8 protein-coding genes and 2 pseudogenes are annotated in these 7198 nt (G+C 63.9%); 6 read left to right on the top strand and 4 right to left on the bottom strand.

The genetic code is table 11. The annotated features are described in order from the left end of the window. Nucleotides 1–348: 348 nt before the first annotated feature. Nucleotides 349–648, top strand: coding sequence for a hypothetical protein (locus tag AC1DXK_RS09240; protein ID WP_457104660.1), 300 nt, complete (start codon nucleotides 349–351; stop codon nucleotides 646–648). A 310-nt stretch (nucleotides 649–958) separates the two neighbouring features. On the opposite strand, the gene AC1DXK_RS09245 is transcribed toward AC1DXK_RS09240, so the two are convergent. Beyond that, the gene (locus tag AC1DXK_RS09245) at nucleotides 959–1867 is read right to left on the bottom strand and encodes a zinc-dependent alcohol dehydrogenase family protein (RefSeq protein WP_457104661.1); all 909 of its coding nucleotides are present in this window, start codon (nucleotides 1865–1867) and stop codon (nucleotides 959–961) included. A gap of 312 nt (nucleotides 1868–2179) precedes the next feature. Between AC1DXK_RS09245 and AC1DXK_RS09250 the strand changes: the two genes are divergently transcribed. Next, nucleotides 2180–2626, top strand: coding sequence for a MarR family winged helix-turn-helix transcriptional regulator (locus AC1DXK_RS09250; protein WP_457104662.1), 447 nt, complete (start codon nucleotides 2180–2182; stop codon nucleotides 2624–2626). Nucleotides 2627–2782: 156 nt separating this feature from the next. Here the strand turns inward: AC1DXK_RS09250 and AC1DXK_RS09255 are convergent, their stop codons facing one another. Next, entirely contained in the window at nucleotides 2783–3247 is a 465-nt protein-coding gene (locus tag AC1DXK_RS09255; protein ID WP_457104663.1) for a winged helix-turn-helix transcriptional regulator, read from the bottom strand. A 249-nt stretch (nucleotides 3248–3496) separates the two neighbouring features. On the opposite strand from AC1DXK_RS09255, the gene AC1DXK_RS09260 reads away from it, so the two are divergent. The 3 genes and pseudogenes from AC1DXK_RS09260 (at nucleotide 3497) to AC1DXK_RS09270 (ending at nucleotide 5901) form a co-directional block, all read left to right on the top strand. After that, nucleotides 3497–4057, top strand: a complete 561-nt coding sequence (locus AC1DXK_RS09260; RefSeq protein ID WP_457104664.1) for an NmrA family NAD(P)-binding protein — start codon at nucleotides 3497–3499, stop codon at nucleotides 4055–4057. A gap of 126 nt (nucleotides 4058–4183) precedes the next feature. Beyond that, the gene (locus tag AC1DXK_RS09265) at nucleotides 4184–4720 is read left to right on the top strand and encodes a hypothetical protein (RefSeq protein WP_457104665.1); all 537 of its coding nucleotides are present in this window, start codon (nucleotides 4184–4186) and stop codon (nucleotides 4718–4720) included. Further along, nucleotides 4717–5901, top strand: a pseudogene (locus tag AC1DXK_RS09270) (thiolase family protein). Before AC1DXK_RS09265 ends, AC1DXK_RS09270 begins: the two are co-directional and overlap by 4 nt. Nucleotides 5902–6243: 342 nt before the next feature. On the opposite strand, the gene AC1DXK_RS09275 reads toward AC1DXK_RS09270, so the two are convergent. Both AC1DXK_RS09275 and AC1DXK_RS09280 read right to left on the bottom strand, forming a co-directional pair. Then, on the bottom strand, nucleotides 6244–6432 hold the full coding sequence (locus AC1DXK_RS09275) for a hypothetical protein (RefSeq protein WP_457104666.1): 189 nt from the start codon (nucleotides 6430–6432) through the stop codon (nucleotides 6244–6246). A 280-nt stretch (nucleotides 6433–6712) separates the two neighbouring features. Beyond that, on the bottom strand, nucleotides 6713–6883 hold the full coding sequence (locus AC1DXK_RS09280; RefSeq protein ID WP_457104667.1) for a hypothetical protein: 171 nt from the start codon (nucleotides 6881–6883) through the stop codon (nucleotides 6713–6715). 154 nt (nucleotides 6884–7037) lie between these two features. On the opposite strand from AC1DXK_RS09280, the pseudogene AC1DXK_RS09285 reads away from it, so the two are divergent. Next, nucleotides 7038–7198 (top strand): annotated as a pseudogene (locus AC1DXK_RS09285) (integrase core domain-containing protein); the annotation flags it as partial.

Consider the following 7198-nt stretch of genomic DNA (forward strand, 5'->3'; position numbering starts at 1 on the left):
CGGGGCGGCATTCGTGTCGTCCGGAAAAAGATGATCAGTTTTGCTTCGTGGTAGGTCACTACCGAAAGGCATAATTTTCGGAAACAGTACCAAGGCGTGGTGAGACCCGCAGTATGCTCGCAAGGGCGCGAAGATTGCCCACAAGCGGACGTATGATGTTCTCGCCAAAGTTTCGGAGATTATGACTGTTTTGCCACGAATGAAGAATCGTAGATAAAACGAGACGTAGCAAATCACAGCACCGGATCGTCATTCCTGCGAAAAATCCAGTGATGGGCTCGAAGCTCGTCACTGGAAATACCTAGGCGAACGAAACGGGATCAAGCTACAATTGTCGGCAGCGGCTTGATGGCAACGAATTCGAATGGGATCCGAGCTTTCCTGCATCAGTATTGCTCTGATCCAAGCGCACTGATCGCAAGCTTCGAGGTCGCGCACCGACTCGAGACCCTGCACGCCGACCAACGGTTGTGCTCGGCCAACGAGGAGGCGGATTGCATCTGGATCGTCGAGGACGGCCAGCCCAAGGTTCTGGCCGGAGCATCCGTCATCTGGCGGGGGCCAGACGAGATAGTGAGGGAAATGGCTTTCCGGCTCGGCCGGTCCGGGGAGGTGCCGCTGCGGGGCAACGAGGTGCTCGCGGCCTGACGGACCAGGGTGTGGAGGGTCGACCAGGCGACCCTCAATGGTTTGGAACCCAGCACCTAGTTCGCTGATAAAAAAGCAGATCTAAGCTTTTTGTTGAGGTCACGGTCGGCACTGATCGTGGCCCCGCCACTCAAGGCGATTTGGTCCATTGCACAATGGCTTAAGCAGAGACGCGGGCGGGGGCATGCTCGAAAGCCGATCTACAGCTTGCCCACCCTGGCAACCCCACCCGTCCCGGCCCAAACCCGTGATCGTGACGGTACTCAAAAAGCTGCATCGCGTTAACGGATGCGACCAGGGTCGGCCTTAACTACCAGGAAAGGCAGATCTTCCCGACCTGCGACCCCGCCTCCTGGTAACCGAACGCCGTCGCCATCTCGTCGAACGGAAACACGCGGTCGATCACCGGCTTCAGCCCGTTGGCGTCGATCGCGCGGACCATCCCCTTCTGCTGCTCGCGGCTGCCGACCGACAGGCCGATGATCCGGCGATTGCCGAGCATGATGCCCATCGGCGGAACCTCGATCGGCTTCTGGCTGAGCATCCCGATCATGTAGATGCTGGCGCCGACCTTGGACGACTTCATCACCTGCGTCAGCTCGCCGCCGACGACCTCGACGACGTGATCGACGCCGTCGCCGCCCGACAATTCGAGCACCCGCGGCCCCCATTCGGGCGTCTCTTTGTAGTTGACGACATGGTCCGCGCCGAGATCACGCAACTTGGCCATCTTTTCGGCGCTGGAGGTGATAGCGATGACCGTCGCCCCTGCCATCTTGGCGAATTGGAGCGCGAAGATCGAGACGCCGCCGGTGCCTTCGATCAGCACGGTGTCGCCGGGCTTCACATCACCCTCGACCATTAGGGCTCGCCAAGCGGTCAGACCGGCGCAGGGCAGCGTCGCGGCTTCCTCATCGGTCATACTCGCCGGCATCTTTGTGAAGGCATGCACGGGCATTGCGACATATTCGCTGGCGAACCCGTCGACCTGATTGCCGCGCATCGTCTGCATCCGTGCGGCGGTCGGCGGCCCTTCCAGCCAAGCGGCATGGAGCGTGCCGATTACACGGTCGCCGACTGCGAACTCGGTGACGTCTGCCCCAACCTCGACCACCTCACCGGCCCCATCGGACATCAGCACGCGCTCGACGGGTACCGGAAGATAACCAATCGCGACCATACAATCGTGAAAGTTGATCGAGTTCGCACCGATTTTCATCAGAACTTCACCGACACCCGGCGTCGGACGTTAGACATCGGTGACATTCAGCCCGTCGATGGTCGAGAGGAACTGGTTGTGATCCGTTTCATCTGGTTCTCCGGGCGCGTTGAAGGATGGACTTGTTGAAGCACGGACTTGCCGCCATCGCTGAGGCACCTCATCTGGGCGTTGCTTCCCGTGCAGGAGGCGGACGGCGGAAACACCCAGGGACGCTTGAGAAAAGGCGCCGTCCGACTTATTGAGGTTGCGCGCTTTCTATAGGCCGAACCGTCAAACTGGCGCAAATCCATATTTTGAGGTCACACCGCAATGAGTGCGATCGACAGGGTTGCCAGCGAGTTCGGCGAGGTCGGTCAGCGGCTTCACCGTCTGCTTGACGCGCGCATGACCAAACAGGGGGCCTCGCTGGCGCAGAATAAATTGCTGTGCTTCTTGCAGCGGGCCGAACAGGACGTCTGCGCAACGGACATCGCGGGCTATTACGGCCTCGCACCCCGCACCGTGACACAAGCGCTCGACCTGCTCGAGCGCGACGGGTTGGTGACGCGCCGGCCCGATCCGAGCGACCGCAGGGTGAAGCGAGTTTCAATCACCGCGGCCGGTCTCAGAGCGATGCGGGCCTCCGAGCCGATGCGCCGCGAATTTGTCGAACAGATTTTCGGCGTCCTCAATCAGGACGAGATGACCGGTTTCTCACACGCGCTCTCGCGCCTGTCTCAGGCGTTGAACGAAGCCGAGCGAACCGAGCCGAGATGACGTACGGTCCGCCTCGAGAAGGCCAGCGGCCGGGGTCCGGACCCCAGCCGCACTGCTCATGGAGCAGGTGGAAGGGTCCCGCGCCATCGATCATCGACGACCGCGCATGCGGCTTTTGGGTCTCGATCGTGGCCCTTCTTCGCGGGAGCGCGTTCTTCAGTCCGGCGCGGGCACTTTCGCAGCCGCGCCGCGCTCCAGCCGCCAGTGCATTACGTCATCTGCGCCGCTCCCCGCTTCGACCGCCACGTTCCGCCTGCTGACGGGCTCCCGGGTTTTCGCATCGACGAGCGCCAGCGCGACGCGGTGGCCGGTTCGCGTATCGACGAAGCGCAGCGGGGGGCCTTCGCGACCCGCCAGATTCCATTTGTCGCCGATCTGCACCATCGCGGCCAAGAGCAACTCGATGTCCCGCCCCCGCGCCGTGGGCAGGTACTCGTAGCGGTCCGGCCGGACCTGATAGAGCCGCCGCTCCACGAGCCCGTTTTCCTCAAGCTCCTTCAGACGACCTGACAACGTGGTGTTCGTCGCTCCCGTCGACTGGAGCAGGTCCTCGTAGCGGGTGAGCCCGAGGATCAGGTCACGCATGATAAGCGTGCCCCAACGGTCGCCGAGGGCGCTCATGACGTCGGCTGCCGAACAGACCATCCCCTCGAAGCGCCTCAATCGCATCGTTCGCACGTCCCCCGTTCGCCGGTCCAATTCCAAAATCTCGACCGCCGTTGCATCCCGTTTACTGCAATCCGCCGTTCCGAGCCTAGGAGGTCCCGAGCGATGCGCGGCGGCACCACTCCGTTGCCGTCAAAAATATCGTTCTTGCTTTACTCCGATTATCAGAGTTAACACTATATAAATTGAATCGGAGCGTGTGCCGTGTCATCACAGAAAACCTCGCGGATTTTTGTTGTCGGCGCGACCAGCGCTCAAGGGTTGCCTGTCGTGAAGGGGCTCGTCGGCGATGGGGCATACTCTGTTCTGGCGCTCACGCGGGACTGCGGATCGGCCCGAGCGCGGTCGTTGCTGGGCCTCGGCAACGTCGAGATCCTGGAAGGGACATTCGCCGACGAAAGCACGCTGCGGACAGGATTCCGCGCATGCGACGGCGCATTCATAAACATCGACGGCTTCAACGCCGGTGAGAAGACGGAAACATACTGGGCGATCCGCGCTTACGAGATCGCCTTGGAAGAGCGTGTGAAGTTCTTCGTCTATGGAAACCTCGATTACACGTTGAAGAAATCGGGATACGACTCCCGGTTCCGGACCGGGCACTACGACGGCAAGGGCCGCATCGGCGAGTGGATCCTGTCCCAGAACGTGGACAACGGCGGCAGGATGGGAGCGGCCCGGTTCACGACGGGTCCTTACTTGGAGATGGCGTTCTCCTCGCGAACGCCGATGACGCCCCGGATCGAGGACGGCGTGGTGACGTAGCGGGTGCCGCTCGGTCACGGCGCCGTCGTGCACGTGGCCCTTGAAGATTGCGCCTATTACGTCGGCTGGCTCTTCGACCATCCGGCGCGCGCGAACGGCATGGATCTCTAAGTCGCCAGCGAGCACGTGAGGTACGATGCCCTCGCCGCCGCGTTCACGCGCGTGACCGGACATCCCGCCCGCTACGTCGACGTCGATGCCGATACCTACTTCGCGCGCGCCTTCAGCCACGTCGCCGACATGCCGGCCGGCTACAACGCGGACCCGGCCGACAAGAGCACGATGAGCTTCCGGGACAACTTCACCGGCTTCTGGAATCAGTGGAAGCATAACGTCATCCAGCGCGACTATGGCCTGCTGGACGAGATCCATCCCCATCGCATCCGAAGCGTCGAGCAGTGGGTGCATCGGCAGGAGCAACTCGAACGCGCGGCCGGCCGCGGGGGATTGTGGGAGAGGCTGCAGCCCGAGAACCGTGCAGGGCACTCCATCCTGAAGCTCGGCGAGGATCAGAGGCGCGGCAAGCTCCAGCTGCTGTCGGGAAATACGCCCCGAATCCCCCCATCGAGGTGGCGGTCCGGCAGGCCCCACTCGGTGCAGGCCACCGCGCGCATCAACGCGCTGCGCTCGTCCCCAAAGCCAGTCCGGAGATCAAGTCCATGACCCACCGCGAGATCGTTCTGTGCCATCCCGTCCGCACGGCCATTGGAGCGTACGGCGGCAGCCTCAAGGGCATCGCGGCGACCGACCTCGGCGCGACCGCAATCCGCGAGACCCTGCGCCGCGCAAACCTCGACGCGAGCGCGCTCGGCAGCGTCACGATGGGCAACGTGGTCCAGGCCGGCAATCGGATGAACCCCGCCCGGCAGGCGGCCTTCAACGGCGGCGTGCCGGTCTCGGTTCCCGCGCTCACGGTCAACCGCGTCTGCGGCTCGGGCGCCCAGGCCATCGCCACGGCGGCCGACGAAATCCGCCTCGGACACCATGACGTCGCCTTGGCCGGCGGCATGGAGAACATGGACCCTGCCCCGTACCTGATGGAGGGCGGGCGCTGGGGCCACAGAATGGGCCATGCCCAGATCCTCGACAGCATGTTACACGACGGGCTCAACGACGCCTTCTCGGGCGAGCATTCCGGGTGGCACACCGAGGATCTCGCTGCGAAGTCACAGATCGGTCGCGAGGCGCAGGATGCCTAGGCGGCCCGGTCCCAGGCCCGGTTCGCGGCGGCCCAGGCCGCCAGCGCGTTCGACGCCGAAATCGCCGCCGTCGAGATCAAGGGCCGGAAGGGCACGGAGACCTTCCTGCGCGACGAGGCTCCCCGTCCCGAGACAACGGCCGAGACCCTGGCCAAGCTGAGGCCTGCCTTTCGCAAGGACGGGACGATCACGGCCGGCAACGCGCCGGGCCTCAACTCGGGTGCCGCGGCAATGATCGTAGCCGAACGCGGCTTCGCGGAGGCCCATGGCCTCGACGCCTACGGTCGGCTCGTGGCCTACGGCGTCGGTGCCTGCGAACCGGGCCTGTTTGGGATCGGCCCCGTGCCAGCCGTCCGGCAGGCTCTGGAGCGCGCCGGCTGGTCCCTCGGCGACCTGGAGCGAGTCGAGATCAACGAGGCTTTCGCGCTCGTGCCCCTCACGGTCGCGAAGGAACTCGGCCTGCCGGAGGACATGGTCAACGTCGATGGCGGAGCCATCGCGCACGGTCATCCCATCGGGGCGACGGGCGCGGTCCTCGCGACCCGCCTTCTCCATGCCATGCGCCGCGACGGCGTCCGGCGCGGGCTCGTCACCCTTTGCATCGGCGGTGGCCAGGGTATCGCCTTGGTACTTGAATCCGCGTGAGCGGCGCGTATCGCGACCCTATCTCCTCGGACAACCCCTCCCTCTTTCGAGAACTGGCCGTCGCCGGACCGCTCTCTCGATCCACGTTTAGGGGATCGGCGAGTTTCGACCCAACCCAGCCGTCCGGACCGCCGTTGGAGCTTCCGGGAGGCAGCCATCCGCAGATTTCTGCCGCTCCGGATTGGGGCAGCGTGATGATCCTCATGGAAGAGGCGGGCGCGAGCCAAGAGCATCGGGAAGGATGCGGAGACCAACTAGCGCCCCATTAGCGGATGCTTGGCCGAGTTGCGCGTTCACGGCCGTGTTGACGAAAGCGCAGCCCCGGAACTTGGCGAGGCCGAATCAGGCTCGCGCCGCGTCGAGCACAAGCCCCAGGGGAGCCTCCCGGCGCTCTGCCTCGGACTGTGCGGTGCGAGACGACGATAGGGCCTCCTGGAACCATCCCATCCAGGCCGCATGCCGCCGCTCCAAATAGGCCCGGATGAGGTCGTCCTTGGAGGGGAGGTGCCGGTAGAACGTCACCTTCGTCACCCTTGCCTTCGCAATGAGCGGTCGATGCCGGTGGCGCGGATACCCTGTCGATGGAACAGGTCCTGTGCCGTACGCAGGATGCGTTCCCGCGCTGGCATGGGGGCCGAGGAGATCGGGTTCGACGTCTTCTCTCCTATGTCTGGCCTGCTGCCGGTTTCACGGACCCCCGGTTTGGGTGTGAGTTTCGTGATCAGAGCGGCGACATGTTTCCCTGTTGCGATTGGCGGGTCCTGTGGTCTGGGAATGCGTGCCAGGACCCGCCACCATCAAGGCGCGTCGGCTACGGCTTGTTGGCCGGAGCCGGATTTGTCGTCGTTGCCGGAGGCGCGGGGTTTGCCGGTGCAGTGCTTGCAGGAGGCGGAGGAGGCGTGGGGTTTTCGGCCTTCTTCTCGTCCTTGCAGGCCGTGAGCGCGAGCAAGCCGACGAGCGGCAGCAGATAGCGAATACGCATGAGCGTTCCTCCTGTTTGGCCTGTGTAGGCTGTGAGGAACGTCACTCGACCCCTGTTCGATCCGGCGCGCAGCTGATCTGCTTCCGGATCTGTAGTCTGCTGCGCTGGGCGGCATGGCGTGTCAATCACAAGAGGGTCTTCCACCTCTGCAAGCAAGCCGACCAACAACCCGCTGGTCGCGTCGTTCAATGGCCGACTGCGTGACGTGTGCCTGAACGCGAACTGGATCTTGTCGTCGGCCGATGCTTGGAGCAGGATCGAGGCGTGGCGGCGCCCGTACAACGAGAGCCGTCCTCACACAGCCCTGGGGTGGTT

This window comes from Methylobacterium sp. P3_A11 (assembly GCF_056403155.1).